The organism is Paraburkholderia sediminicola, from assembly GCF_046027355.1.
GTDB lineage: Bacteria > Pseudomonadota > Gammaproteobacteria > Burkholderiales > Burkholderiaceae > Paraburkholderia > Paraburkholderia sediminicola_B.
Window position 1 is genome coordinate 16168 of record NZ_JAQQEK010000052.1, and the last position, 25098, is coordinate 41265.

At 59.3% G+C, this 25098-nt stretch carries 31 protein-coding genes and 3 pseudogenes; 16 read left to right on the forward strand and 18 right to left on the reverse strand.

The window, feature by feature from the left end; all coding sequences use genetic code 11:
- Positions 1–23 precede the first annotated feature (23 nt).
- Positions 24–458, forward strand: a pseudogene (locus PQR42_RS42500) (FGGY family carbohydrate kinase); the annotation flags it as partial.
- A 15-nt stretch (positions 459–473) separates the two neighbouring features.
- Positions 474–788 carry an FGGY-family carbohydrate kinase gene (locus tag PQR42_RS42505; RefSeq protein WP_408450524.1) on the forward strand — a complete coding sequence of 105 codons (315 nt, stop codon included), beginning with the start codon at positions 474–476 and terminating at the stop codon, positions 786–788.
- 86 nt (positions 789–874) lie between these two features.
- On the opposite strand, the gene PQR42_RS42510 is transcribed toward PQR42_RS42505, so the two are convergent.
- Complete coding sequence (locus PQR42_RS42510) at positions 875–1219, reverse strand: hypothetical protein (protein WP_408495612.1); 345 nt, start codon at positions 1217–1219, stop codon at positions 875–877.
- A 131-nt stretch (positions 1220–1350) separates the two neighbouring features.
- Here PQR42_RS42510 and PQR42_RS42515 point away from each other — a divergent pair, with 131 nt between their 5' ends.
- Positions 1351–1818, forward strand: coding sequence for a DUF2442 domain-containing protein (locus PQR42_RS42515; RefSeq protein WP_408495614.1), 468 nt, complete (start codon positions 1351–1353; stop codon positions 1816–1818).
- Between the two features lie 238 nt (positions 1819–2056).
- Entirely contained in the window at positions 2057–2323 is a 267-nt protein-coding gene (locus PQR42_RS42520; protein ID WP_408450210.1) for a DUF1488 family protein, read from the forward strand.
- A 530-nt stretch (positions 2324–2853) separates the two neighbouring features.
- On the opposite strand, the gene PQR42_RS42525 is transcribed toward PQR42_RS42520, so the two are convergent.
- On the reverse strand, positions 2854–3063 hold the full coding sequence (locus tag PQR42_RS42525; RefSeq protein ID WP_121113447.1) for a hypothetical protein: 210 nt from the start codon (positions 3061–3063) through the stop codon (positions 2854–2856).
- A gap of 539 nt (positions 3064–3602) precedes the next feature.
- Between PQR42_RS42525 and PQR42_RS42530 the strand changes: the two genes are divergently transcribed.
- Positions 3603–4160, forward strand: coding sequence for a Uma2 family endonuclease (locus PQR42_RS42530; protein WP_408450209.1), 558 nt, complete (start codon positions 3603–3605; stop codon positions 4158–4160).
- A gap of 241 nt (positions 4161–4401) precedes the next feature.
- Here the strand turns inward: PQR42_RS42530 and PQR42_RS42535 are convergent, their stop codons facing one another.
- The 3 genes from PQR42_RS42535 to PQR42_RS42545 form a co-directional block, all read right to left on the reverse strand.
- Complete coding sequence (locus tag PQR42_RS42535) at positions 4402–4827, reverse strand: VOC family protein (RefSeq protein WP_408450208.1); 426 nt, start codon at positions 4825–4827, stop codon at positions 4402–4404.
- A gap of 126 nt (positions 4828–4953) precedes the next feature.
- Positions 4954–6663: a hybrid sensor histidine kinase/response regulator gene (locus PQR42_RS42540; protein ID WP_408495616.1), complete on the reverse strand. Its 1710-nt coding sequence runs from the start codon at positions 6661–6663 to the stop codon at positions 4954–4956.
- 921 nt (positions 6664–7584) lie between these two features.
- Entirely contained in the window at positions 7585–8055 is a 471-nt protein-coding gene (locus PQR42_RS42545) for a PRC-barrel domain-containing protein (protein WP_408450206.1), read from the reverse strand.
- Between the two features lie 300 nt (positions 8056–8355).
- Between PQR42_RS42545 and PQR42_RS42550 the strand changes: the two genes are divergently transcribed.
- Positions 8356–8655 carry a hypothetical protein gene (locus PQR42_RS42550; protein ID WP_408495618.1) on the forward strand — a complete coding sequence of 100 codons (300 nt, stop codon included), beginning with the start codon at positions 8356–8358 and terminating at the stop codon, positions 8653–8655.
- Positions 8656–8887: 232 nt separating this feature from the next.
- On the opposite strand, the gene PQR42_RS42555 is transcribed toward PQR42_RS42550, so the two are convergent.
- Positions 8888–9064 carry a DUF2934 domain-containing protein gene (locus PQR42_RS42555; RefSeq protein WP_408495620.1) on the reverse strand — a complete coding sequence of 59 codons (177 nt, stop codon included), beginning with the start codon at positions 9062–9064 and terminating at the stop codon, positions 8888–8890.
- A 215-nt stretch (positions 9065–9279) separates the two neighbouring features.
- On the reverse strand, positions 9280–9999 hold the full coding sequence (locus PQR42_RS42560) for a YrzE family protein (protein WP_408495622.1): 720 nt from the start codon (positions 9997–9999) through the stop codon (positions 9280–9282).
- An 864-nt stretch (positions 10000–10863) separates the two neighbouring features.
- Here PQR42_RS42560 and PQR42_RS42565 point away from each other — a divergent pair.
- From PQR42_RS42565 to PQR42_RS42585, 5 genes and pseudogenes are all read left to right on the forward strand, one after another.
- Positions 10864–11244, forward strand: coding sequence for a response regulator (locus PQR42_RS42565; RefSeq protein WP_408495624.1), 381 nt, complete (start codon positions 10864–10866; stop codon positions 11242–11244).
- A gap of 282 nt (positions 11245–11526) precedes the next feature.
- Positions 11527–11729 (forward strand): annotated as a pseudogene (locus PQR42_RS42570) (cold-shock protein).
- A gap of 276 nt (positions 11730–12005) precedes the next feature.
- Complete coding sequence (locus PQR42_RS42575) at positions 12006–12278, forward strand: helix-turn-helix domain-containing protein (RefSeq protein ID WP_408495626.1); 273 nt, start codon at positions 12006–12008, stop codon at positions 12276–12278.
- A gap of 146 nt (positions 12279–12424) precedes the next feature.
- Complete coding sequence (locus PQR42_RS42580; RefSeq protein WP_408495628.1) at positions 12425–12787, forward strand: hypothetical protein; 363 nt, start codon at positions 12425–12427, stop codon at positions 12785–12787.
- A gap of 1017 nt (positions 12788–13804) precedes the next feature.
- Complete coding sequence (locus PQR42_RS42585; RefSeq protein ID WP_408450198.1) at positions 13805–14023, forward strand: cold-shock protein; 219 nt, start codon at positions 13805–13807, stop codon at positions 14021–14023.
- Positions 14024–14072: 49 nt separating this feature from the next.
- Here the strand turns inward: PQR42_RS42585 and hfq are convergent, their stop codons facing one another.
- Positions 14073–14354, reverse strand: coding sequence for an RNA chaperone Hfq (hfq, locus tag PQR42_RS42590; RefSeq protein WP_408495630.1), 282 nt, complete (start codon positions 14352–14354; stop codon positions 14073–14075).
- 405 nt (positions 14355–14759) lie between these two features.
- Positions 14760–14975: a hypothetical protein gene (locus PQR42_RS42595; protein ID WP_408450196.1), complete on the reverse strand. Its 216-nt coding sequence runs from the start codon at positions 14973–14975 to the stop codon at positions 14760–14762.
- 277 nt (positions 14976–15252) lie between these two features.
- Here PQR42_RS42595 and PQR42_RS42600 point away from each other — a divergent pair, with 277 nt between their 5' ends.
- Positions 15253–15717 (forward strand): PRC-barrel domain-containing protein, encoded by a 465-nt coding sequence (locus PQR42_RS42600; RefSeq protein WP_408450195.1) that lies wholly within the window; start codon positions 15253–15255, stop codon positions 15715–15717.
- A 382-nt stretch (positions 15718–16099) separates the two neighbouring features.
- On the opposite strand, the gene PQR42_RS42605 is transcribed toward PQR42_RS42600, so the two are convergent.
- Positions 16100–16333 (reverse strand): DUF6946 family protein, encoded by a 234-nt coding sequence (locus PQR42_RS42605; protein WP_408495646.1) that lies wholly within the window; start codon positions 16331–16333, stop codon positions 16100–16102.
- 232 nt (positions 16334–16565) lie between these two features.
- Here PQR42_RS42605 and PQR42_RS45845 point away from each other — a divergent pair, with 232 nt between their 5' ends.
- Both PQR42_RS45845 and PQR42_RS42610 read left to right on the forward strand, forming a co-directional pair.
- Entirely contained in the window at positions 16566–16808 is a 243-nt protein-coding gene (locus PQR42_RS45845) for a hypothetical protein (RefSeq protein ID WP_494478190.1), read from the forward strand.
- A gap of 481 nt (positions 16809–17289) precedes the next feature.
- Positions 17290–17759, forward strand: a pseudogene (locus tag PQR42_RS42610) (PRC-barrel domain-containing protein).
- Positions 17760–17783: 24 nt separating this feature from the next.
- Here the strand turns inward: PQR42_RS42610 and PQR42_RS42615 are convergent.
- From PQR42_RS42615 to PQR42_RS42625, 3 genes are all read right to left on the reverse strand, one after another.
- A complete protein-coding gene (locus tag PQR42_RS42615; protein ID WP_408450482.1) occupies positions 17784–18257 on the reverse strand; it encodes a hypothetical protein in 474 nt (157 codons plus the stop codon).
- A gap of 330 nt (positions 18258–18587) precedes the next feature.
- Positions 18588–19082 carry a hypothetical protein gene (locus PQR42_RS42620; RefSeq protein WP_408450480.1) on the reverse strand — a complete coding sequence of 165 codons (495 nt, stop codon included), beginning with the start codon at positions 19080–19082 and terminating at the stop codon, positions 18588–18590.
- An 84-nt stretch (positions 19083–19166) separates the two neighbouring features.
- The gene (locus PQR42_RS42625; RefSeq protein ID WP_408450478.1) at positions 19167–19604 is read right to left on the reverse strand and encodes a hypothetical protein; all 438 of its coding nucleotides are present in this window, start codon (positions 19602–19604) and stop codon (positions 19167–19169) included.
- A gap of 239 nt (positions 19605–19843) precedes the next feature.
- Here PQR42_RS42625 and PQR42_RS42630 point away from each other — a divergent pair, with 239 nt between their 5' ends.
- Both PQR42_RS42630 and PQR42_RS42635 read left to right on the forward strand, forming a co-directional pair.
- Positions 19844–20845: an MASE1 domain-containing protein gene (locus PQR42_RS42630; protein WP_408495632.1), complete on the forward strand. Its 1002-nt coding sequence runs from the start codon at positions 19844–19846 to the stop codon at positions 20843–20845.
- Positions 20812–21753, forward strand: coding sequence for a diguanylate cyclase (locus PQR42_RS42635; RefSeq protein WP_408495634.1), 942 nt, complete (start codon positions 20812–20814; stop codon positions 21751–21753). Before PQR42_RS42630 ends, PQR42_RS42635 begins: the two co-directional genes overlap by 34 nt.
- A 441-nt stretch (positions 21754–22194) precedes the next feature.
- Here PQR42_RS42635 and PQR42_RS42640 read toward each other — a convergent pair whose 3' ends face one another.
- From PQR42_RS42640 to PQR42_RS42660, 5 genes are all read right to left on the reverse strand, one after another.
- Entirely contained in the window at positions 22195–22440 is a 246-nt protein-coding gene (locus PQR42_RS42640) for a hypothetical protein (RefSeq protein ID WP_408495636.1), read from the reverse strand.
- A 473-nt stretch (positions 22441–22913) separates the two neighbouring features.
- The gene (locus PQR42_RS42645; RefSeq protein ID WP_408495638.1) at positions 22914–23144 is read right to left on the reverse strand and encodes a hypothetical protein; all 231 of its coding nucleotides are present in this window, start codon (positions 23142–23144) and stop codon (positions 22914–22916) included.
- A gap of 115 nt (positions 23145–23259) precedes the next feature.
- Positions 23260–23532: a DUF1488 family protein gene (locus PQR42_RS42650; RefSeq protein WP_408495640.1), complete on the reverse strand. Its 273-nt coding sequence runs from the start codon at positions 23530–23532 to the stop codon at positions 23260–23262.
- Positions 23533–23998: 466 nt separating this feature from the next.
- On the reverse strand, positions 23999–24445 hold the full coding sequence (locus PQR42_RS42655) for an HU family DNA-binding protein (RefSeq protein WP_408495642.1): 447 nt from the start codon (positions 24443–24445) through the stop codon (positions 23999–24001).
- A 403-nt stretch (positions 24446–24848) separates the two neighbouring features.
- Positions 24849–25098: hypothetical protein (locus tag PQR42_RS42660; RefSeq protein ID WP_408495644.1), on the reverse strand; the 250-nt coding region annotated here is incomplete at its 5' end.

A 25098-nucleotide genomic window follows, 5' to 3' on the forward strand; every position in this document is an offset into this window, starting at 1 on the left:
AAGACGTATCTTGAGTTCAAGCAATGTTTCTTGGCATTGACCTCGGCACGACGGAATTGAAGGTCCTTCTGCTGGCCGACGATGGACATGTCGTCGGGACCGCTCGCTATCCGCTGGAAATATCGAGGCCGAGGCACCGATGGTCAGAACAGGACCCAGAGGATTGGTGGCGAGCTACGCGCATTGCGCTAGCGACGCTGCGTAAGAACTATCCCGACGCGTTTGCACGCATACAGGCCATTGGTCTCTCTGGTCAAATGCACGGTGCCGTTCTCCTTGATGCCAATGACCGGCCGCTACGCCCGGCGATATTTCGGAACGATATGCGCAGCGTCAGCGAATGCACTGAACTCACGGCCCGCGCACCAAGGCTGCATGAAATCGCAGGCAATTGCGCAATGCCAGGGCTTACGGCGCCAAAGTTATTATGGGTTGCACGACACGAGCCGGAGCACTTCCCCGGCCTCGATGCCCTGCGTGCGGATGGCACCCGCGAAACCTCGCTGAGTCTTATCGGTGGCGGTGCGCGCAGTACGTTCTGGACGCAGTTGATTGCTGACGCGTTTGGAGTATCGATACGCCGGCCGCCCGATGCGCAGTGCATTGCTGCGCTCGGAGCCGCACGTATCGGCTGGTTGGCGGTTGGCGGCGACTTCGCGGCGGTTGTCCGTACCCCGTCGCTATCGCAGGAATTCTTTCCTCACGATGAGCGGCATTCGATACTTTTGGAACGGCTAGCGTCGTACCGAACTCTGTACCGGCAACTGCGGCCGCTTTTCGCGACGTGATATGTAAAAATTTCAGAGCGGAGCAAGCGCAGTCGCTGTTGCCCGCGACATGAAAGCAGTTGCTGCGACATTGAGCTCGAGCGTGTTCAGAGCGCGTCGTGGCAAAGTGCCATCATCCTCTGGACCATTGTGCTTGACCCGTTGAGTTCCATCTCGCTGGTGAAGAGAGCGTTAACGCTGGACATCCGGACGGCGACGCCTGCCTCCAGCAAGTCCTTGCTGGCAATCTTCAGAGCGAGTTGACCGATGCGGACCCTGTCCAGCCAATCCATCTTCAGCCCATTTTTCTTGAGCCATCGACGGCAGCACTCAACAATATGGTCCACTCGCCATTCGTTGGTCAGCGCGTAGGATGCAGCTGCAATCGCCACCAGGAAACATAGCAAGTCGGGCCGCGCACTTTCGCGCTCGTCAAATTCAGGTTTGGTCATGTCTATCGGCTTGCCCGCTGCAGTTAAGCAAGGCCAACACACGTGGGCGAAGACACACGAATCAACAGGGTCGTCATTCGACCCTGTTTTAAGACCACCGGCATGATTGCTAGGACCTGGTTGGGACAGCGATGAAGGGGGGCTATTGCCGCGCGGCAATTGCCTTCGCACTTTCAGCAACGGCTGGACATGAATACCAGTTCGTGCGGAAGTTAGCGCAATGGGTGCTGGGCCGCGACACGGTCTTGAAAAATGAAGAGCTGAATCACTTTAGTCGCGGCGCCGCTTTCCGGCATTCTTTCTTGTTTGGCGTCTCGCGGCGACCTATCTTTAAGTTGCTTCTCATTCAGGAGACGGCCATGGACAGCGGGGCGGTAAGCGTGCATTTCGACAGCGGACACCTGTTTCTCGACCTGTCCGACGGCCAGGCCGTTGAATTTCCGTTGGGCTGGTTTCCTGCCCTGCAGGCAGCCACAACAGCGGAGCGAGGGTGTTTTGCCATCTCTTTGGACCACCAGCAGTTGTACTGGCCGGAACTGCATGAAGAGATGCACGTCACCGCTTTGCTGCAGTCCTTGCCAGACCGTACTCGGCACTAGGCCTGCCTGGTTCCTCTCGGGCGTTCGACGTTTTCCATCGAACATGGCGTTGCGATTTCGGCGTTCCCGACTTGCCGGTTTGTGTTTTCCGGCAGGGCGATGTCTGCATCCCACCTGCGCTACCGCAACTCTCGATATTGGGCAACCGCGACGAGCGCCGTTCAGGTTTTGTTGAGATTTCTGCCGTCTCGCCCGTACTATAAGGCGACACGTGGAAGCAATCTTTCGAGCACCTATCGTGGAAGCCCTTGAACTTAAACCCAGTGTTTCAACAGACGGTGTCGTTTTTGCGCTATCACTCTGTGGTCGCGACATCGCGTGCGTCGTCACGCGCGAGACACTCGAGCAGCATTTCTGGGTGCGACCTGGCGCAACTGATGCGCGCGTTCTCAAGGCATTTTCCGAAGGCCATAGGCGCATCGTGGCTTTGGCGGAACGAAAGGCCCGCGCACGACCTAGCGAGCGTATCGTGCTGACCGTCGATGACTTCGACCCGAGTATGTAGCGCGCCCCATGCAGCCGACGCATGTGCAAGCGGAAAGAAATCACGGCGTCGCCGGAGGCCATGGCACTTGAGTGCGTAGCTGACGCCGCACGAGAAGGGCAGGCAGCGTCAGCTGCGCCGGAAACACATTCTGACTGCGCTGGAGTTACGCAACCGTCGAAGCTTGAAACCGCGCGGTTTCCCTCCGCCATGCAGGAACTGCGCGATGCGCGTGAGGAACGACCGCCGCAGTTCGCGTGAGCGACAGCAATGATTCGCCCCGTTTGCGTTATCCCGGTCGGTGGTTGGCAGCACGCTGACTCGCAAAGCGCACGAGCGTTTTGGTGAGCGCGTCGTGAAGCCTTCCGCCGGCCCGAATCCTCGCCCGACCGCCAACTCCGGTTGAACGGTTGTCGAGCTGACTGGCAATACGAGGTCGCTTGACCGTCGTCTATCGTGCCGCGCACGCTGCCTCGTGCTCAGGTGCAAAGGAGCACGCGCCTGCTGATTCCGGTGTCGATTTACGGGTCTTGCAACCAGGACGGCGTGTGCTATTGCGACTCGATTGCGTCGAGCCGCGCCTGCGCCGTCTCATCAGGATGCTGACGCTGATACGCGTCGAACACGTGTGAGCAAAGTTGCGCCAATGCAGCAAGATGTACCGCCTGGTCGGGATGCTCTACCTCGCCCGCGTTCAGCAAGTCGTCGAGTACAGGAGCGAGACGGCGCAGTTGCCGGAAAGTGGCGTCGTCAAGTTTCATGTTGGGTTTCCTATCTTCGGCCGATACGGCACATGCGGTACGAAGCTGGCTCACAGCTTTTCTTAAGCCCCCTGTCACCGGAGGGAGCCGGCGGCCCACCGGCTTTTTTAAGTCTCTGCTTGGAAGGCATGCATCAAGGCTCGTGCGCCAGATTTGGCACTGCCTACCGCGGTCGGCACGCCTGGTCAAATGTTTGAAATTACGACCCTTTTGCGAGCGTGCGCGGGGTGTTCGTGCTGCACCGTGGCGCTCAATGCTTTTTTTGTAATCGTAAAGCGTCAAAATGAGAGGCGCGAATAACGGTCTAGTTCCCGTCACTGCACTGCACTGCACAACAAATCTCAGAAATCAGGTGAATATCGGACCTCCGTTGCCCGCAATATGCGGCGTGAAGCCTACCGAACAATGCTGCCAATGCGGAAAAGCGTATGCCGAGAGCCTGATTACTACGGTTGGATTTGTGCATCGCACAATAATAAAATAATTGTCAAATCGTCCGGGGAGGGTTTACGCTTAAGTGACTTCCTCGCGAGATGACTATGGCCACGCCTGCTCTTCTGGACCGTGACGAACTGCTCGCCGCCTGGTGTCGCGTCAGTCCGAATACAGAATTTGTCGAGCGATACCGGTATGAACTGGACGAACTCGGCGAGGCTGTTCTGAATCCTTCCCCGTCTGCCAGGCGCCAGATAATGCTCACAGATGTCTACTGTCACCTGACCGAACACATGGGTCATGGCGCAGCAATGTCGGTGGCCATTTCGACCCGGTCATTTGGCATCAGGGTCCCGGACGTCGTGTGGATGCCGTGTGATAAGTGGGAAAGCTTCGACCGCGACGACCCAGTGCCGTTTGCGCCCGACCTCTGCGTTGAAGTGCTTCTCGATAGCGACAGGGTGCAGGACATCGACCGCCGGATAGCAAGCTATCTGGAGGGCGGCGCGAGTGAGGTAATCGTTGTGAACCACTTTGGACGGGTTGAATTCTGGGGCGCAAGAGGCCGGCGACCAACTTCAATTTTCGGGATAACACTCCCGCTTGACCGCATGTATTTCGAAGAAAGTGACGTGTCGACTATACTGAGCGTTCGTTGTTGAGAGCCGAATATTCAAATGAGGTCCACGCAGGGCGAACGTCACCAGCAGTTCATCATGGCGACTCGTTCGCTTGAATACTTCGCGCAACCATCGTTCGCCAAAGCCGTAGAGCGGGCGGTCGTCATTAATGTAGCGCACTGCGCAGGAGCTTAGAAACGGAGACACCCCCGGATGTTCTTGCTCTGGCTCTCCAAAGCTGCAAGCGCGGCCAGCGGCTAGCAAACCACCGGTCCCATTACACTCACGGGTGCCGCATCGACGGAGTAATTGTTAGGCCAACCAGCAATCCTTCCGGAGAAAGAAATCGTGTGACCGTTTGACCCCACGGTTCCTTCTTGTTCTTGATGAGAATTCGATAGCCTCGCGATTCCAATTCCGCAGTTGCTCCTTCGACATCCTCGACATCAAATTCGAGCCATGCCTGGGGAACGGGCGTGTCGTCCGGCCAGGAATCTTTGCCAAAGCAGGACTGCGCCGCCTGCTCGAGCGGCCATAAGGCAAAACTCTGAACCCCTTTCAGAGCCTCAGTATGCAGATAACCGCCCGACTCCTCCTTGAATGAGATATTGAACGTCTCCCCGTACAAGTTCCGGCCCGCGATTTTATCGCGGACGATTGGTCCAAATCCGGCAACGAACAGGACCTTGATACGCTCAAACTCTTGCATGTGAACTCCTCCTTTGGCTGGAGATGCGGCAGGTAGTGGGGTGCGTTTCTGCCCGTTCAGGCCGACGTCCCCCTAGTTCGGCCGATTCTTCGTAGCCCTGAACTCGTGACCAAGAGCCCACCGACCTTAGACAATGCCCCGCAACTTGCCATCGGCACGATTCGCCAGGATGTACTGCAGCTTGTCGAGAGAAAGTGGCTTGGTCAGATGGAAATCGAAACCGGCCGCCAGTGCCCTCGACTTGTCGGATTCGGATGCATAGCCCGTGAGCGCTACGAGCACGACGCCGTCGAATTCGCGATTCAGGCGAACGGTTCGTGCAACTTCGAAGCCGTCCATTTCCGGCATGCCCACATCGATGATTGCAACCTGAGGGTGCATTTCAGACATCAGCCGTATGGCACCGCGCCCGTTGTCCGACGTTGTTACTTCGTGACCTTCAAGCTCGAGCAAAACGCTCAGCGCCCTGAGCGCATCCTGATTGTCGTCAACGAGCAGTAAACTCACCGGCCCTGACGCCGGGACGGTCGCGCTCGGGGCGCTGACGCCTGTATCCGCTGTTGTCCGGGCTATCGGCAAACGGAGCGTCACAACCGTGCCTTTGCCTGAGCCTTCACTCCTGATTGAGATTGTTCCCTGGTGAAGCTCGACCATCCGCTTTGCCACCGCGAGCCCGATTCCCAAGCCTCCTTCGGAACGCGCCTGACCGCGGGCAGACTGCGCGAATAACTCGAAGACGTGCGGCAGGACCGCGCTATCGATGCCCATCCCGTTGTCAGTGACGTCAATAACAATCAGCCCCGGTCCTTCGTCGCGCGAGTTGTTTGGCTCGACGCGGACGTTGAGTTCGATGGTGCCTCCGACAGGTGTGTATTTCGCTGCGTTCGAAAGGAGGTTACCCAGTACCTGGCTCAAGCGGACATGGTCAGCACGCACGGGGATGGGCTCGTCCAGCCCGGTGATTTTGAGTGTGTGCCTGCGGGATGCGATGTGATGTCTGATGGCTGTCACAGCATCAGACACAATGTCGCTGAGTGACGTGTCGCTGTGCTTGATAGCGAGCTTGCCATGTTTCAGACGGGCGGCGTCGAGCAGGTCATCGACCAGAGTTCGCAGATGCCTCATCTGGCGTTGCGCAATAGTCAGGACTTCGACGGCTCTTTCGTTTTCGGCGCAAAGTCGTTTTGCTGCACTTATAGCGCCATCGATTGGCGCCATTGGATTTCGCAACTCGTGGCTGAGCATCGCGATGAATTCGTTGTGCCGCCGGTCGCTCTCTTCACCGCTGTCGCGCGCATTGACGATGGTCAACGCCGAGCCGGCGAAAACGGCGAGGTTTGAGAGCAGTCTGACGTCTTCGGGGTCAAATCTGCAATCCTGCGTGTGTGACATCACCCATATCGCCCCCAGCTCCGCATTCGCAGCCTTGATTGGAACGACTATGCCTTCCGGTACGTCGACTCCCGGAAACGCAAGGCAAGGGAACTGAGCCTGCGGGTTGACGAATAGTTGCGGTGTCCCCGCCTCCAGGGTCACAGCGCACGGGCACTCGTCCCATGCGGTCGTATGGCCGCGCAGGCCAGCGCAGAGCCCGGCGACCGCGAGCCACCTGAAGACCCGATTGTCATCCGGTCCTTCGACAAGACTGATACCTGCGCTACCCGCACGGCACAGTGTCAGAGCCGTGTCCGCGATGGCTTGCAGAAATTCGGAGCGCGGGCCGGCCTGAGTCCGGGCGAGCGCCACAAGCGCTCGGTTCTCGGCCGCGTAATCTGCGGCGCGGACCGGCCTGCGGGCAAGCTCATCCGTTTGACTAGGCGCGCGACTGCTTTGCATGGCTGACAGAGCGACTGGAAAAATAGAGAAAGCTCGAAGGTCGGGATGCCAGGATGCTGCTAGCTCGACAGACGGGCGCCAGAGCGACCTTGTTCACAGCGGCGAATTTCACATTACGGGAGGGGCGGCGCAAAGTCAACGAGGGTTCGTACCTGCTTGCTTGCAAGGGCGGGCTCGCTCCACAAACGGTTGCACCTCGAAATTGCTCGTGACCCATCGTCCTCGAACTGCAGGCGGCAGCTAAATTTCAGAAGGCATATAACGCACAAAGCCATTCGCTACATATGTCTTTAACATCCTCTTCTATTGAACAGTCTCTTTGACAAATAAGCCATAGAAGGCACGCTGGTTAGCCCTGTCCCGGTTGTGTAGCTGGTGTGTGCTACCGGCACGCGTCGCGCTAACACGTTCACTGGGGCAGCTCATCGCCGCTCATGAGCGCGTCGGTGAGCGGGCACGACACCTTGCCTTTCGACGTCGAGCAGCGCTGTACCAGGTTGGCCAACGCGGCCCAGCATGGACAAATCCTGGATGAAGCAGCAACTCGCGTCTGTCAGATGGGTCAACCGTCGAAGCTATCTCCACTCGTTGCGTACCTGGCTGGAAATGTTCCGTTTCGGCGCTACACCTCGTTTCGGCGCATCTTATCCCGGCGCGTCTTCGTCGACCAATGGGTCATCGTCCTCTGACTGCAAGACCGGAGCAGCGCTGTCGGGCACTGGCGGACCAGACGACTTCGACGTGCCTCCTGGTCGGTCATCTTTATCATCATCGCGGCCCGTCTCGCGTGTCTGTGTCTTTCGATGATTCGTCATGGTTTCCTCCTTGAAGGAGTCAGCGACCCAATGTACTGGGTGCTGCCGGTGCGGCTATCCGATAGGCGGCGGCCGCTTCGTATGCCGCCTGTCGGGGACAGAACTGTTAAATGTCAGTAACGTCTCCTTTGCTGGCAGCGCGGGTAGCAGACCAGTACGGGTCCCGGTTGTAGTACTGATGGACCGTGGCGCCCCATTGCGCATCCGCCATGGACGGCCAGTGGTCCTTATCGAAACCGGACTCACTTTTGATTTGCTCGGCCGTTATGTCGACGAAAAAGCACTTTTCGTCAGTGTCCAGTGTCAATGCGCTCCACGGAATGGCGTGCAGCGTGCTGCCCATGCCTAGAAATCCGCCCTCGGCGAGAACAGCGTATGCGACGCGGCCGCTGCGCACGTCGAGCATGATGTCTGATAGTTTTCCCACATGTTCTCCATCAGACGACATCACCTTGGTTCCATCCAAGGTTGAGGCGGCCATTACATCGGGCTCCGGCCCATCGCCGACTCCGCCGCCAACCATGTTCGCACCTCTGCCACCCGTCTGGGACTGCGTTTGGGGGTCAAGGGTTGTCATGGCCTACTCCTGAAAAGGTGGATGCCTTTGGACGCGCAACGCGCATGCCACGACGACCGTTGTTCGCACCTCGCATGCGGAACCTCCTTCTGTGCGGCGAAGCGGCATCCGCATGCCAGTGCGCGGGCCGTCGCGGTACTCGCAATAGCTCCTGGGGACGGCGAACGGCGAACGGCGAAGGGTGAAATCGAGGAACCTTTGCGAGGGCCAACAGCGGCACGGGAATTGCGCGATTCAACGCAGCGGGGGTTGCACCGACCCGGGTCGCAACTGGTCGCTTTGCGCACGAGGGAGACCATCATGCGAGTTGCTACGAAAGGTTTACTGTTATCGGCATTCATTTTGAGTTTGTCTGGCACCGCCTATGCGCAGGGTGCGGGCACAAGTGGTGGTGGGGGCGCTGGTGCAGGCCAGGGCGGCACCGGAATGGGGGCGCCGAATGCAAGCGGAACGACGGAGTCACCGTCTGGCGCGTCCGGCGCAAACACGATGGGGAAGTCGGGCGACATGTCGCAAAAGCAGATGAAGCCTAAGACGCAGAAGAAGGGTGGAATGGATGCACCTGCTTCCGAGGGTGGCGGCATGAAGAAGGCCTACTGACAGCGGTGCTGTTGCAGAAGCGTCCTGTGTAATTTGCAAGCTCAAAGGCTGGCCTGCAGCGTTATGCGGTAGCGTGACGCAACCGGACAGCGTCGGGCACGTCGTGGGGGCGGCGCACGGCGGGAACGGAAGGACGCGCCGCGTGCATCGCGGCGTCGAACAGTTAGCCTGCAAGAGTTATGGCTCCGCTGGGCGGTCGACGGCGGGGCTTCTCTTCAGCGTCCGTTTTCCGTCACCTGGGCAGCCGACTCTTTGGCTCAGTTCCGTTTTCGCCCGAATCTTCTTCTTCGTCTATCTGGGCCTCGCCCTGTTCCCAATATTCGTCGGCGCGTCCCTCGGGGCTACCGTCTTTTTCCCAGAGCTCATAGGCCCGCACACGAATCTGTTCTTCCCGCGAAACGTTGTCCATTGCAATCTCTCCAGTAGATTATTCACGAACAGCTACGCATGTTGTCGCTCGGCCTCCTGGACCACTCGCGAAGTTTTCGAAACGACTGGCCGCTCGCTGGTCTCGCGGACTTCGACACAACCTTCTTCGGGTCGGCGGGGGCGCCGGACGGTCGACCGGGCGACGCTCAACAGAAGCATGTTCCTCGCGCAAAACCGAACGCCAGCCGTCAGGCGTCAACGGGCAGGACTGTTAGTACGTGTGCCCCCACTTCCGCGTGCGGCGCGTACTGCGTCGTCGTTCGCCGAGCCGCCTCCTTCCTCGTAAAGGGGTTGATGGCGAAAGCCGAGACTGCCGGACCCCAGAGCGATGATTGCGCCCACGACAAGCGCGGCAAACGAAAACCACGTCGCGCGAGCGACGGCACGGGCAGCGGTGTCTGCCGCCTGGCGTACGTTCTGCTCGGCTTGCGGGCTCGACGCTATCGAGGCTGCGGACGCGACGACGCTCTGAACCTGTTGTTTGACCGAGTCGACCACCGGGTTGCCGGCGGGCGCTTGGCTCTGCGCGGCGCCCACAGTCGCGCCCGCCGTGGCGACGCTGCCGGCAACGCTGACCGCACCTCCGAGGAGGGACGCCATGCCGTATACGACGAAAAGAATCATGACTGCCCACGCGAGCAGACCATGCAACCATCCGAGAACAGGCGCACATCGGCCAGCCAGATAGGAGCCGGTAAAGACGGCAACGACCGTAGTCACAATCATCCAGACGCCTGAGCCAAAGCCGAATGCGCGCATCGGGTCAGGCTGCGACAGCGGAGACAGGAGTGTTGCGCCGATAGCAGTCCCGAGCACGCTAAGGACCAGATAGACAATGAGTGACAGGATTACGCCGGCGAAAATGGCACCCCATGACACGCGAGGCAGGCCGGTTTGAGTGGCAAGAATCTGCATGATTGCGTCTCCCAGGTTGAAGGCTGTTCAAGCGCGGTCTCAACAACTAAGAAATCCGAAGCTTCGCCCGCGCAATAATGACGCAACAGGCGTTCCCGGGAGACTTGGATAGCGCAAACGGCGTCGCGGTCCGGCTCCGCGTAGACGTACATCGTAAGTGGATTGCGCGACGGTTTTGGCAGCATCGGGGGTGCGGGGCACTCGGCTTGCACCTCCGAGGCGGGATAATCGGCTCGCTTATCATGGCGCTGTTTTGGCGCGGTTATTTTGCTCGCCGTGCTGAGCGTTCTCTATTTATCGTTTTTTATCGCGCCTCGCGGTTTCGCTAAAGGCGACCAGTATTTCAACATTGAGCAGGTCCCGCCGCAACTTCGAAGCCGGGCACACTGTCGCACGGTGTGCCCGCATCACCGATGAACGGTGCGACTCTGCAACGGCTGCGTGCGTTAACGTGGGTTCAGCAGTATGTCGCCACTTTAGGAACAGTTTCCCGTTTCGACGCCACTCGAAACAGCGAGACGACACCTGCCTCGCCGGCGACGTGTGTCGTACGCGAAGACATCCGGGTTGGTCCTTTCCGACTCAAACGAGGATGGCACGCGCATCGTGCGCATGTCGAAAACGCGCGATTGAAGCGAAGCCCCGGAGCCCTTGGGCTGCGCTGCTGCGATTGTGTCCTTGTTGGATTGTCGACCTAGTCCCTCGCGTCGTACGGGGCGTATTTAAATGCCTGCTGAACAGGTCCGTGGTTATACTTACGTATTAATCTGTAAAACTAACTTAGAGGCAGCGCCATTTAATAATATCGTATTACATAAGAAGAATTCTGGCAGCGCCGTGAACTTCCCGTAATAAGGATATTGAATGAATGTGCTCGTCGTCGACGATAATGAATTCGTCGCGGACAGTCTGGCTTTTCTGCTGGACTGCATTGGTCACCGCGCCGTTATGGCGCACGATGGGGAGACTGCGCTGGAACTGCTCCATGCCGGCGCTTTCGAACTCGTTTTCCTGGACGAAAACCTCCCCGGCATCAACGGCAGTGCCGTCGCGCTGTCGCTGCTGGACAGGCCAGTCTTCCCCCGGCCCTTTGTTGCCTCCATGACGGGTGACAGCGATAGCAATGAAGAGTTTGCCCGACTCTTCGATGTGTGCCTGCAGAAGCCTTTTTCCTTGGAAATGCTCATGCGGGTCCTCGAAGACGCGCGGCGCAGCAGCAATGCGAGCTGTCTTCTGGCAGCCTAGCCCCGTCATATCCGCAGGCCACCAACAGGACGACGAATTCCTCGCCGCCGCAGGGTAGTCAGCTACTTTTCGGGATATCGATATGACTAGGATTCCATACGACATCTTTTTGTATTTTGGGGCAGTACTGTCCGGATAATCACGATGGATGCCTGACCGGGTACGGCGCGAACTGTCGGAAAACCCTGGGGCTCCCGGCGATACCATCCGTTATAAACGTTGAACGCGCAACGGACAATCGTCGCGTTTTGCGAGCAATCAGTTTGAGAGAAGAGCAGCCACATGCCAACCGGTACCGTGAGTGGTTTAACGATGGGAAAGGCATTGGATTTATCGCGCCGGACGACGGTGGCGAGGACCTGTTTGCGCACTTCTCCGAGATTCAGGCAAAAGGGTTCAAATCGCTGCAGGAAAACCAGAAGGTCAGCTTTGACGTGAAGCAAGGCCCGAAGGGCAATCAGGCGGCCAATATACAGCCGCAATAAGCCATCCAAAAAGATGGCCATAGAGATTCGGTATTGCGTAGTCTAGATTTTCTGAAGGGGAAGAAGGCTCGACGTGGCGGCGACCAGCCGGTCCATTAACGATGAGCCCCTCCCTTGTGTCCTTCGTCAGGAACACTCAACCGCTCGTCGCATTGGTCACGAACCTGACAGGCTGTCGCGATGCCAAGTCGCAAGACCGTCATGAGCAAAAGTAGCCTGACTCCAGGCTGCGAATCGTCGGGCGGCGATTAAAAAATATACTGAGAGATATCAAAAATGATGAACCAGGATACCGCGAGCGGTCACCTCGAACGTAGCATGGAGAACGACCGTCTCAGACGGGCATTGGCGGCCCGCCTTGACAGGGCGTTCAAACGGGCCGGCCTGAGTTCGGCGCGCGCAGCGACGGCGCTGGGTGTCAGCAAATACCACGTGGACTACTGGCGACATGGAATCACCGTGCCGCCGCTGAACGCCTGTACGCGTCTTGCCGCCGAGCTCAACGTCGACGTTCACTGGCTTTGTACAGGGCAGACCCGGGACGCCTAGTCCACATCTCATGACGATGGCGGTGCATCGGGTCGGTGTGCCGTTCGTCCGTTTCATTCCTGTATGCCAGGGTCTGACTGGCGCGCGACGACGCGTTCGCCGGCGTTGATAAGTCGACGCGACAGGCGTTGCCGCAAAACCGGGGTATGGATGTGAAGGCAGCTAAACCTAAACGGTCTTCTGATGACGTCCAGCGCCTGGACGGTTGCGAGATGGAACTGGCGCGAGGGTCGTCGCATATTGCGAGCATGCTGTACGAGCAAAGCATTCACGCGGCGGTCAGCGAAACGCTTCTCCAGTTCGAGACAGGCCATGGACGCGAGGACCTGCAGGCATTTGCGTATGCACTTCTCGGGAGACTGGAGCAGCGGGGCAAGCCGGAGGCAGTCAGGCTGCTTCGCGATTTCATAAAGCATGGTCGCCTGCCAGAGCTGACGCCCGGCACGTCAGCGATATCCATGTCTGGCCGGAAGCGCGTTGTCCCTCCGCGCAGCAAGCAACCCCGTTAATGACGGGTAGGCTGCAACGGCTGAAGCTGTTTGAACGCCGCCGGACGGTGTGGCGGAGAGAAGCTTCGTCCGGCGCGCACGTCGGAAACGCAAGTTAGTTTCCAAGCAAAAGTACCATGGCCTTTCCCGTAGCAAGAACCGGGGGTAGAACATGTCAAAGCGAATCGCTTACGGAGACCAAGGAACGATTACGGTGAGCTCTACAGGCGATTCGCCCCTGGGTCTCGCGGGCTGGCGTTGCAAATTAAACTGGCCCAATGGGCATCTGGTTATTGCAACACCGGCATTTCACCAATTGAGCCACCAACTTTTCACACGATGAATCTGCTACCAGCAATAGGCGCTTTCGACGGGCGGCACGACCTGCTCCGAGCAAAGTGGATGCGTTCCGCGGACGGTGGGAATTGCCCGCGGGCGTGCGTTTGCGAACGTATGGAAATGCCGCGACGTTACAGAGTGCAACGTCTACCGGAAGGCTTTAGCACCATGGAGTCCCAGCCATTCAGTTATAACAGCACGTAATTGCGCCTTTTGTATCAATCTCGAAGCTAGGCTATGCGGCAAGCGTATTTGTCACGCGCCCCACCGGAAAGTGCAGCGCATTCGGAATCCTCGCCTATTTCGTCTCGGAGAATTCCGCGCTCCAGTATGCCGCTGCATATGCTAAAGCTCACATTGACGGCACAACGTTGCCGAATCCGCCGTTCACTCCGATTCGGTCTGTCGAGCGACCATCTGGCAGCCATACCTGCGTGACCAAAACCTAACAGTAGGCAGGTAATGCAACGCACGTATCAGTATCGGGGCTTCGTGGCGACTGTTGAAGTCGAGCTGCTGCCGGCCGTTATCGTCGCGGACTCGGTTGTCGCGTCGGGAGGTTTCCTGGTAAAGGTTGGCGTGCGTCATCCGCCGTCTGGGTGGGAACTGCCTCCGGCTCTCCTGCCTAACGTAGGCGAACGACCTTTCGCCACTGAAGCAGAGGCCCTGATGGCCGGGTTTAGCTTCCTCAACGGCTGATTGAAAACGCGCTCGAACAACCGTGAGAGCTTACCGCTCCGCAGCGATGCGAAGGGTTTTGGGCTCATCACGTCGTATGATGATGGCGAGGAGCTGTTTGCGCACTTCTTCGAGGTTCAGGCACAAGACTTCAAATCGCTGCGGGAAAACCAGAAGGTCAGCTTTGACGTGAAGCAAGGCCCGCGGGTAAGCAGGCGGCCAAACATGCAGCTCATCTGACACCGCAGCGCACTCGCTGTCGCGTACCCACAGCATGTCATGGCAGTACTCATCGGACACGGCCCCGCACATGGTTCGACTTGTCACCACTCACTGGCACCTCGGTCGGCTCACGTGCCTGGCCCCTGCCATTGACCGGCGCCACGGTCGAAATGGCATGTTTGAAAACAAGTTGCACACCTGGACCAGACTCCAGCAGAACTGCAAATTGGTCAAAGGCGGCCAGTTGACCTTTCAGTCTGATGCCGTTTACGAGGAACACGTTTACCGCGGTCTTGTCGTTTACGAGCATCCACAAAAAATCGTCTTGTACGTCCGGGAGGGCGGTCATGTTCGAGGTCCAAGCGATATGTCCTTCGATTGTACCGGCGACACCTAGAACCGCCAGTCAATCCAGATGAAGTGAGTTACTGCGGCCCTGCGGCGTGGAGTCGCACCACGCGAACACGAACCGTCTGCGATTCCCTTCTCATTATGGATGTCTAATTGTCGCTCTTCGCTCAATCAGAATCTGCTCGAGCTTGCTCGCATCGGCGGGCTTGGGCATATGGACATCGAAGCGGGTCTCGAGGGCTGCCTTCCTGCCCGCTTCATCGGCATGACCGGTAGTCGCCCCAAAGGTCGTCGCGGCAAGGCGCTCCGGTTGGTGGAATGCCGGGACCAGTTGATACCCGTCCCATGTCCGGCGGTCCGATGTCACTCAGAACGCCGCCACGATACGGCTTGCCGGTGTCTGTTACCTTCCCGGATTCAACTCAGGGTGCCGGTGTGAGTAGGGCGCTCCGTACTTCAGCTCGTAGTGAACACCGGCGCCAGTACGCGTTGGCAGGAAGCGGTCACCCTCAACGCATGTGGCATCGAATGTCCGCCCCTCGTTGTCGCCACCTTCAAGAATGACCGAATAGATGCCCGACACCTTGACGATTTCGCCGGGTTTGAAAGTGTCTGCCATGCTGCCTCCTTGCTTGCGCCTCTCAATACTCGGGCGAATCTCCATCAGTTGCAACAGGCATGCCCAGGAACCCTGCACGCGCTGCTCGCCTTACGTTTTGGACCCGAGGAACATTTCCCATCGAAAAAGTGTAGCAGTGGCTCTTTGCAGGGGGGGCCGCGAGGTGCAGTTGGTCGTTGGGTTGCCTCTGCCCCTACCAAACGACGTCTTTCCGCGGCCTCACCTGGGCATAGCGCTTGCGCACCTGAGTTCATCCCTATTTTGTACAGGAGGATTCATGAACGCACTCAACCCGCAAGGAAGCCCGTCTGCCGCCGGGGCCCGCATCGTCGGCACGGGAGTAGGCGATGGCCCGGGCCCGGACGTCATGGCTGCGGACACCCTCGATGGAACCAAGGTGGTGACTTCCGATGGCGAAGACGTCGGAAAAATCTCGGACATCATGCTCGACGTTCGCGCTGGCAGGATTGCATACGCGGTGCTGTCTGAAGGCGGATTTCTTGGAATGGGCACGACGCTGCACGCTATGCCGTGGAGCGCATTGACACTCGATACCGATGCGAAATGCTTCCGCGTGGACATCACCGCGCAACAGCTCAAGGATGACCCTGGTGTTGACAAGGACCATTGGCCTGCAATGGCAGATACAACGTGGGGGGCTCAGGTACATCAGTATTACAACCGTTCTCCCTATTGGTCGGCGACGCGGGACCTCGACCCGGGAATAGACACCGATATTTGACCGCGCGAACTCTGTACGGTGATAACCGCGCCACGGCCGATGGAAACGGCATGGCGCGGCTACCAAATTTTCAGGTGGGACGCAGCCACGTTTGAACCAGCTGAACATTAATGGACAGACGAATCCTTCCTTCGAACGTTCACCGAAGTTGGAAATCATGGTGCCGTGGTCTTCACTGCCGTCTAGGACGAACTCTGCTGTGAACGAACGCATGCTTTCCGCTCCGGCGTATCGTGACTTCCCAGAAGACCCTATCGAAAAAAACTCCTTTTACGCGGGCCCTAGGACCGTCATCCGCGATGGAAAAAGACTGCCATCCAGTCAATGGGTTGGATGTCAAAGGGACTTCTTTTTCGAAGAAAGAACTTAAAGACATTTCTAGCTAAACGAACTTATATTTTTCGCGACACACCTCGGTCGTCGCTAGGACCTCGGCGACCTCTAACGGAAAGCGATCGGCATCTTGCCAGCAATGGGCGAGGTTTCGGGCCGAGTGGCCGGTGCGCCAGTGCCTTACAGGTTCTGCGAGGAATTGAGCCCAGTCTTCGACACTATTCGGTGATGTAGATTTGTCCCCTATCAGTCCCCCGAGCGTACGGATATCGGGAGGGCGTATTTAAGGGCAATCCGCGCGAGCCGAGGTGCTACAAATGCTCGACGTGGCGCTGACCGCCGCGTAGGTGCGTCACGTGTTCTCAAAAAAGCACAATTGGCCGAGTACCACGCCCACAAGTTCTCGTCGCCCGGCAAGGAACTGCGCGAGTTCGTGGAGGCCAGCATCTGGCTTCGTGTTCTCAGGCGCTCGGCGTAGTATGGTCATGTACACCTAACCACCAGGAGGGGAGGTCATGACTACCTGTCAGCAATGTGGTGGCCAAGGAAAAATCAAGTGCGAAAAATGTGGCGGGACGGGAAGGGTGCAGATAACCGAAATCGAGACTGTTTCAGACATGTCTCGCACGTCCAACACCATCACGTGCCCAAAATGCGGCGGAGAGCGGTGGCTGCTCTGCACACGATGTTACGGTTCCGGAGAAGTCCATGATAACGAGACCTCCGATATTTTCGACCCCGAAGGCAGAGATACTTGACTTCTTCAGGAGAACGCCAGGAAGCCTCAATTGGCAGTTGCAAGTGCGATAGCACTGTTGATGTATGGGCCTGCCGCATACCCCTGCTTTCTAGTAATGGGTACGGCGGGCCTTTACATCAACCAACGGACCGTCTACTGTCGGTCGAACAGGGGGCAACCGCTTGGCAGGCGTTCGAGCGCATGTGTGCTGGCGACCTGCAGTTGTTGCCGGTCGAGCTGCCCACGTTCCATCGTGAAGTTGTCCTGAGCTTGGACGCATCCCCATCAAGCACCCTCCGTGTGGTTGCACATGCAACCAACGACCAGCCGAACAATAAGCAGTTCATCGGGGCCGTGATGGACGTGACGTAGGCGAAGCAAACAGAGGAGCAGTTTCCTAAAAATTCTTCTGTGATAGAGCCGTTATCATGGAAGAAAGGTTTGTAATGAGCCAGGCGCGGGGGTTGCGCGTCTCGGTGTTTCAACCTCAGGAGCACATGATGACTACATCCGACCCGCAACTGCACCCGTCCGGCACCGGCGCGAAAATCGTTGGCAGCACCGCCGGCGGGGGCCCGGACCGGCGGTGATGGCAGCGACCACGCTCAATGGCGACAGGGTCGTGTCATCCGACGGCGAACACGTGGGCAAGATAGCCGACATCGTGCTGGACGTGCGAAGCGGACGGATTGCCTATGCCGTCCTCTCCACCGGGGGATTCCTCGGCATCGGGGATACGCTGCACGCCATCCCGTGGAGCGCACTGACACTGGATGCAATTGACCGGTGTTTCGTCGTGGACATCCCGGCCCAGCGGCTCAAGGATGAGCCGGGGTTCGACAAGGACCATTGGCCTTCGATGGCGGACGAAAAATGGGGCGCCACGGTCCATACCTATTACAACCGCGAACCATACTGGACCGCTACCCGGGACATCAGCGAAGGACGCGAGACCGACATCCAGAACTGAAACCCGGCAGCTGGGTTTCGGCTCTCAGTTCCCTGTCCGCTTCAGTCGCTGCACGGCGTCCGGTGGCGGCGCATCGCACGCGAAACTCTGCGCAGTCAGCGTGCCGGAATACACGGTCCAGCCGGCCGCATCGGTCGCGCGCACGCGGATTGGCCGTTCGACCGTCGGCCGGTCGCCGCGGCGATAGAGACACGGTGGCGCGTAGTTGAAATCGAGGAAGCCGTACGGGTCAGCCGGCGGCGTGCCCGGGATGGTGAAGGCAATGTCCTGCGTGTCGCCCGGAAGCTGGTCGACGCGGAGCACCACCGGCTTGCTGGCCGTGAAGCCCACCCCGAAGAACTCGACCCTGTCGGTGACGTCATGGCCCTGCGCCGTGCCGAAATATTCCCGCGTGGAAAGCCGGGCGCCGGGTGGTGGGTGTGGAGTCGCGCAGGCTGCGCAGAGCGCCGACAGGAGGAACGCGGTACCGGTCGCGCGCAATTTGCGGACAATGCTCATGTGCTCTGCTCCAGCTATCCCATAAGCGCCAAGGAAGGTTGGCGCCTGAAAGCTACAGCTAAGGCAGCGAGCGTAGTGAAAAAATTAGGCACCAGTCGCACGCCGCCATCCCACTCGAGCGTGACCGGCGCGTCGCACGAGTCGCAGTGCGCCCGCTCACCGTCGTGCGCATCATCCGCCAGATGGACCTCACCGGCATGGCCGCAGGCCGTGCAGCGGTAGACGCACAGGACCCGCCCGTCGGTTGTCACTTTTCTGCTCCTTGCCGGTCTGCCCGGATGCGTGCTCTGTCAGGGCGGTGCCCGGTTGGGTCCGCCAGGTCCCGTGTTGTTATTTGGCGAGCTGGCAGGTCTTGGAATCAAAGCCAAGCGTCATGTTCTTCGTCACCTTGGGTATGACAGCCATGGGTTCGTCCGGTTTTCGGTCTAGATAGGTGACGACGATGGAGCGGCCATGGAACCCAATCGACCGCGGCATGATGCGGTCGCCAAGGAAGACAGCGTTGGTCTTATTGCAGTCACTGAATGCCACCGCTACGTAATTGAAAATGCCGCTACCGCCTGGTTCGTCCGCAAGGAATATCGCGGCAGCAGGCTTCGAGTCAAGCCGGCCACCGACGGGCTTGCCGAACACACGCGTCACGTGCTGCGTCACCGAGCCAGGCGCGGCCGGTACCGCTCGCTTGCCATTCGACAACTTCACGTCTTCGTTGTCGATGCGGAAGGTCGCATTCCTGTAGTCGACATCGACAGTTCCAGCCTGGGCCCGGACGGCTACCAGCGCGAGGCAGGTCGCGATTGCTGCGGCGGTCAACTGCTTCCTCATAATTCATGCGCTCCGTCAGGAAACGTCTGCCGCGTAGTCGCGAAGTGAACGTTCCGAAGTTGTTGTTCTTCGGGGTACCCGTGGTCAGACGCCGACGACGTGCTCGCAGAACCACTCGTTGAACGCATCGAAGCCCTGCACGGTCAGCCCGAGCCGGTGCACATTCTCGCAGGCCCGCACCAGCATCCAGCACGCGGCCTCCTCGAGGTCGGCTTCGAAGTCGGGCGCATCGGCTTTATCGAAGTGGCGCAGCGCGTTGCTGACCCGGTTCTCCGTTTCGTGAAAGGCCTGGCGGTCCAGCGGCTCGCCGTGCAGCTGCGTATGCACGAGGTCGGTCGCCTCGAATTTCCAGTCCAGGACCGCCTGCTTGCCGGCATGCCGCAATGCCTGGCCCAGCACACGTTCGGCCGCGGCGGCCAGGGTGATGGCCGAGGCGAAGCGATGGCGCTTCAGGAACGCGACGAGCGCCATCTCCAACTGCTCGGGCGCAAGGTCGGTGCGGTTGCAGGTTTGCGAGGTCATGCCCGGACTCCGGGGAGCGATGGAAGGTTCCAGTCTATCGCCGCCGTGGCGTGTGCAAGAGAAATTTTGCCGCGTCCGTTGCTGCACCATAAAGATTCCGCTCCCGCTCCCGCTGCCGATAAACAAGCTCGTAGGGCGGCAAGGTGCCTTGTCCGGTGCGCCTTCGAAGCATGCCCGCTGTGCGGGACCCTACCGGCCGGAAGGTTGCACAGGAAAATAAGCAGATAGCTGAGAGAAAAATGGAGAATCTGGCTGGTCACCGCTCGCCCAGGTTGAGGGCAGCCTCGCTGTCCTCGCACCTCACCGCAGGGCGCGCCGATGTCTGGCACCTGTTGCTCGCGCTCATGGTCACGACGCTGACCTGCCTCGCCAGCGGCGAGCTGAAAACGATGGCGGGCGAAATCACGCCGATATGGCTGACCAATGCGGTGCTGCTGTCACAGTTGATGGCCGCACCGCGACGGCAACGATACTGGGTCTTCGCTGGCGGGGTCCTCGGGAATCTGGTGGCCAATCTCTATGTGGGCGAAAGCCTCGGGGCATCGGCTTCGTACTCGTCGGCCGACATCGTCGAGGTCCTGATTGCGTTCGCCTTTACACCGCGCGTATCGACTGTCTCCGAGCTGGTCCGACTGAAACCGCTTGTGAGATTCGTGACGGGCGGTGTGCTGCTTGCGCCTGCCGTGTCCGGCGTCCTCGCGACGACGCTGCTGCGCGGGCAGCTGAACTGGCATCTGCTGCCCAGCCTGGCCAACTGGTATGTTTCGGATGCGCTGAGCCTCGCCATCTTCACGCCCGCCGCCCTGGTGTTCTGGACCGGCGAGGTCGCGCATCTCCTGCGTGCTGGCCAACTCCGGAAGACCGCCTTCCTGTTGCTGCTGGTTTGCATTGTCACGGCAGGCGTATTTGGTCAATGCCGGTTTCCGCTCCTGTACTGGGCGCTGCCGCCCATCGTGCTGCTGGCGTTTCAGGCGGACCTCGCGGGCGTTATGGTCGGGCTGCTGCTGTGTCTCGGCATCGCCGTGTCGTTCACGATGCGCGGGTCCGGGCCGCTCTGGGTCTTTCCCTACGAAACCATGCAAGGCCGCATCTTCGGCCTGCAGCTTTTCTGGTTGCCGCACTCGGCATTGCCCTGCCCATCAGCGCCACCCAGGCGCAGCGAAACCGGTTCTTCAGGCTGCTGCGCGATGGCGAACGGCGATATCGTGTGCTCGCGGAAAACGCGAGCGATATCGTCATGAGCCTGGGGCTCGACGGCCGGCTCACCTACGTGTCGCTGCGGATTACCGCATTGCTGGGCCACACCGTTGACCAGGCGATGGGCGCGTACCTGCCCGACCTGGCGCTGTCCGACGACCGCGGTGCCCTGGCGATGGCCCTCGAAAAAGTGGCGTCGGGCGAATCCGAAGCTTCCCAGGCCAGTCGCCTCCTGCACAGGAACGGTGGTGCCGTCTGGATGGAGACGCACCTGCGCTGCGTCATCGACCCGTACTCGGGCAATCCGGACTCCCTGACCGCCCCCATTCGCAACATTACGGAACAAAAGCTGGCGGACGAGCGTGCCGCCGACGAGCGCGCGGAGTTGCAGGGGCTCGCTTTCCGCGACGGGCTGACGGGGCTCTTCAACCGGCGTCATTTCGACCGCGAGCTGGGACGTCACTGGCAACAGACGTCGCGGGCCGACAAGCGGGGGAATCTCGCGGTCATCATGGCCGACGTGGACGCCTACAAGAGCTATAACGACTGGTTTGGCCACCAGCGAGGTGACGAATGCCTGCGCACGGTTGCGGCAGCAATTTCGTCTGCCACTTCGCGTGCGACTGATACGGTAGCCCGGTATGGTGGAGAAGAGTTTGCCCTCATATTGCCGGATACTGACGGCGCGGGTGCGCTGATTGTGGCCGAGCGAATCCGGCGGGCGGTGGAGTGCCTTGGAATTCCACACGAGGCGAGCAGTCCGGGCATCGTCACGATTAGCGTGGGCGTCGCTGCAACGCAGGCCGGGCAAGACAGCGACCCTGCAATGCTCGTCGGAGCCGCCGACCGCGCACTGTATGCTGCCAAACAGCAAGGCCGGAATTGTATATGCGTTGCAGGCGTCGATGAGCAGGAGCCGGCAGAGCCTGAATTGCGCGTCGAGCGAGGCTAATCGTCATCGACCGCGATTGGCACAGCGGTCACCACCTCCCCATTCACCTCTACGGTCCCTCAACGTGGGGTTGAAGCGTGATGGTGAGCGTCGCACTGACTGATTTTGTGGCGTCGCCCCAGGCCGTCGCTGTCCCGTTCAACACGATGTATCCGCCCAGCGTGCCAATGTTTTTTGAACACAATTGCAGGTCGTAGCCTGGCGTCGATAGCGAGGCGTTGAATGCATATAGTTCGAATCCCGTCGTCGACAGGTTAATGCTGTTTGCAGTGTACGAGAAGTTATCAATGGAGCGTGTCTGCTTAGGGCCGTCGTTGTTATAAATTGGGACAACCCTCGGGGGCTTCCCGCCGACACGATAACTGATAGTGCTCGAGGCAGCCGGCGACCGGAAGCACCTACAGGTCTACTTGATGAGACGATGCACAGCGCAGAATTCGCTCAGCTACCGAAGAAGATATTGCATTGCGGGTCCAACCTGCACTTCTCCGCGGCGCGTCTGCCGCTTTGTGTGTTTGTGGAGGGCACTCCACCATACGACTGCGAGTTCATGTCAGAGGACGCGGCCGGAGTAGCGGGGTTCTGCTGCTGGGCCTGCGGCGCCGGCATCGTGTCCTGGGCGTTGGCGAGCCCCGGCATGACTAGCAGTCCGCCAGCAGCAAGCACGGCCATCAACTGTGATTTCATGATTCACTCCTTGACCACCTTCATGGATTCCCCGAGGGTTTGCGTTATACGCGCTCCCTGCCATCGCACTCGCGCCCTGGGAGGCATCGAATACGGTTGGTGCGGACGCTATCTGGAAAATGACGCGCAATGCGCCGAGCCGGGGTACGGAGCGCAGCTCATCGGGGCGAAATCGCGATATCGACGGAGCTTGTGAACCCGCCGGTGCATCCCGCACCTTTGGGCTTTGTTATAGGGCGCGTGGCTGACAAACCGCCTGCTACACAGGGTGTACTCCGAAAATACCTTGCACTGCCCCGGCCTGAACGACGGCGGGATAACCGGCCCGAAACTGATATGTAACTGGCTACCGGCTACTTGCGGCTGAAAGGTGTCGCGCTGGCCGCCAACCGGGAAGGCGCTCAAATCATCAGGTCCTTCGTGGAAGCGATAAGGCGGAGCGAGTCGATGTTAGACGAGCCATACAAGATTGCTCAGGGCGATGGTGCGCTTCTTTTGGCGACTAACACGTCGAAGGCTTCCCGCGCGTCTTTTAGCTCCTGCATCGCCGTGGCAAACCGTGCCAGCTCAAGAGTCGAGGGCTGTTCATCGGGTGCCTGAGCGTAGTGCGCTTCCAGCCGTTGCGATGCTGCCTGCACTTCGCGCGCGGCGCTCACCACGCGCTCGAGGGCCGATGCTTCCGCCGATACTGCCTTTTCTTTCATTGTCGTTTCCCGGAACAAACACATCCTGTTTCCCCATGCCTCGGATGCGCTGTCTGCAAGACTAAGCTGCGTTCGGTCACTGCACAACTTCACGGATGGTGTGCGGCGAAGCCGGCTATCTGCTTGCAAAGTCCGCTGCGGTCAGCGCAATCGATGCGCCAGCCGACTTGAGCGTCCGCCGTTCAGCCGCGGCCGAAATGCGCTGTCGCCCGTCGGCGAATGCCTTCAATGTGCGCGCGTCATTCGCGCCGGCCGGCAACCAGAAATGTTGCTCGAGAGCCTCGCGGCTGATTGAACACTGCACCGACTGGTTACGGGCAGATATGACGAAAAGGACGAGATTTCCATCCGCGGAAAGGCTGACGTCGGCTGCGAAGGTGGAGTCCATGGTTAGTGCGCTGCAAGGGTACAGGGGTGCCGACGGTACGAATGTGGATATCGTCTCGCGTTGTGCGGTCGCCTGATAATAACGCGAGAGGGCACTAGCAGGCGTCCCACGCCGCCTGGAGTGCGGCCTATCGTGTAGGCATACCGGCGATTGTGGCTCGATGGTGGCTGCACAATCCTTTCTACTGGGGTCCAACGACGCTTCCAGACTGGACGAGCCAAGTTGCGGCGAGGAAGGACAGCGAAGAAACCAGACGTGACGTTAGGTGGGCCCGACTTCCCATCGTTATTGAAATGAGGCCGTCCTTGCATGCGTTGCTCCTCGTAGTGCACGCCGGGCGCTCCGCAGTATCGCCTAGCTCACCTTGCGTAGCCAGATTACATCAAGGCCCGTGCTCCCCAAGCACAAAAAGTAAAAAAGCCCCTCAGACTTCCGTCGCGAGGGGCTCCCTTTCCGGCGGTCCGGTTTAGACTGCGGCGTCCTTCAGCTTCTTCAGCGGGCGCACTTTCAGACGCACCGAAGCGGGCTTCGCGGCAAACCACTTGTCTTCACCCGTGAACGGGTCCTTGCCGAAGCGCTTTTTCTTTGCCGGCACGTCCTGAGCAACAACCTTCAGCAGACCCGGCAGCGTGAACTCCTTCGCACCCTTCTTGTGGACCGATGCGAGCACCGTTTCTTCCAGAGCGGCCATCAAAGCCTTCGCCGCTTTCGGCTCGACACCTGCGCGCTCGGCAAGATGGGTAGCAAGCGAAGCCTTCGTGAACGAGTCCTTGATGGGCTTCAGCGGCGTGGCAGCGACGGTCTTCTTCGTCGCAGGAGTCGCCGCCTTCTTCACCGTCGGCGCCTTCGCCTTTTTCTCGACCGGAGTCGTCACCTTCTTCGGAGCCGGCTTTGTTGCAGCTTTCGTTGCCATAGATTCCTCGCCATTGGTCAAAGGTTGGCCCGGGGTCCTCGCCTTTGCGTAGTCACCGACAATGCGCAAAGGTCCAAATCCTCAGGCTGGCGCTAGCGTAGCAATTCGCATTTGAATCCGCAACGGGTGAGGCCCTAAAACAAGGGGTTTTGTGCAGAAGGAACGCAGAAACGGCAACCTGTACCCCTCCAGATGAGGCTGCGCTCACGAAAACGGCTACGCGACAGGGTTTGACGCAGGGGCAAGAGGGGTAAACCACTCGCGCGAGTCCAGCGTCGGGTGCCGGAATTGGCAATGATGCGTGCGAGCGCTTAAGGTGATTGGTGTTTGCTGAAGGATGTTTATTTTCCTATGGCTTAAGCGCAGGGTCACCTTCCGGCAACCCTGAATGCACCCCTCGAGGTTACTCGGCAGGGTCAAACAGCGCTGTAATTCCGACGTAGGTGGTCACGTCGAATTCGGCATTGCCTCGCTTCCGACGAGCATTATGGTGACGGTCTGTGAGCCACCGGTCGCCGCCAGCTTCTCGCAAGACATGGCGGAAAGCGCGCACATCTTCCTTGCCTGCAAAAATCTGCTCGATGTATTTGTCTGCATCCAGTCGGCCGGCTTCAGCCGCGGCAGCGAGGTTATCCATCACCCATGACAGACCC